Source organism: Bacillus sp. EE-W1 (assembly GCF_009760835.1).
GTDB lineage: Bacteria > Bacillota > Bacilli > Bacillales > Bacillaceae_G > Bacillus_A > Bacillus_A wiedmannii.
Genome location: NZ_WIPE01000032.1, coordinates 4,555 through 6,046, shown reverse-complemented (window position 1 = coordinate 6,046; position 1,492 = coordinate 4,555). Strand labels below are relative to the sequence as shown.

General features: G+C 35.0%; 1 protein-coding gene. It reads right to left on the bottom strand.

Annotated elements, in window-relative coordinates; all coding sequences use genetic code 11:
* Nucleotides 1-1,492, bottom strand: a 1,492-nt coding sequence (locus GFJ36_RS29340; protein WP_242015930.1) for a cohesin domain-containing protein, incomplete at both ends; no start/stop codon positions are given.

Below are 1,492 nucleotides of genomic sequence, written 5' to 3'. Positions count from 1 at the left end.
GTAGTCATTCTTACCTAAATACCCCTCTTCAGTTAAGAAAGCTTCTGGTCCAATATATCCTGTAACCATTGCATGTTTCGAAATAATAGAAAAGGATTTATCTTTAAACACAGGAATCTCAACGCCTTCTGATGCACCTGTTTTTGTATAAGAGAATTTATCTACTCCAAATGCTGTTAAATTATTAAAATACTCGTCACTCGTCATCTCGAATGTAACATCTACAAATGGTGCGTCTCCATCTAGACCTTTAAATTCTGTTCCTTCTAAAGATGCACCAACTTTCACCTTGTTTTCCCAGTTTCCTTCTTCATTTATCACTGGATCTTCTAATTTAATATTTAATCCATGTTGTTTTGCATATTCTGCAAGTGCTGGATTTGGTTTAACATCTACAAATTTAAACAACTGTTTACTATAAGGAATCTCAAATGTACCTGACATAAGTTGTTTCACATTATTAAGATTTAAAGTTAATGTAATTTTTTCTCCTAGTTTAACTTTATCCTTGTCATAGCTTGGGACAGCGTATTCCGTTCCCTCTTTAACAAAGACATAATCTTTAAATCCATTTACCATATTTGATGCAGTTGCAAGATCATATCCAAATAACCTTAAATTAAGCGGTTCATTGATTTCCTCTGGAAGTACACCAAATTTAAAATCACCATTGGCTTGAATTGTATTCAACCAACCTGACGGAAAAGCAGAGTTTTGGTAATATACAATTTCATTAGTTTTTTGGTCATACTGAAGGCCTTTTGCCTTTAATACATCTATCGTAGAATCATAAATGTTACCATGTACCCATAATGCACGCTGACCATCTTCTTCTTTGAACATAGATTCATTTACCTCATGAACGCCAGGTTTTACATCGGTAAATTTCATTTCAGGTTTGATATTATCAATAATTACGCTATCTCCTTTTGTATAAGGTTTCCCTTCTTTGTCATATCCAATGAAATCAAGTTGGTAATCTCCATCAGGCAACGTAACTCGCTTGTCTCCAATTGGATGATTTGGATCTCCTGTAAACGGGAATACATAGCCACCCATACCATCGAACATGATATATTCAATATTTGGTGTTAGACTGCTAGCATTAATTGTCCCCACAATTCCTAATGCCTTTCCTGTTTTTCGATCCTTCACCACTGCATCGATAGTTTCAAGTGGACTGTTCAATTTAAATGTCAGCGGTGAACTCGGCCTTTCCATAAATGGATGGAAGTTAGATGTATCTGTTGCCATTGCATCTCTCAGCAAATCTACAGATTCAATTCCCTTTTCTGTGAATTTAACTGCAAATGGCACTTGATATACTTCTTTTTCATTTTTTTTATTTGAAATATGAATATATCCCTCATATCTACCAAATTCAGCGTTTTCTGGAATGATAATTTCAGGGCTAATTTCCCCTGATGTACTAGGAGCTACTTTAATAGAATCTTGTACGTTCAGCTTCACACCATTCTTCGCTGCATCTTGC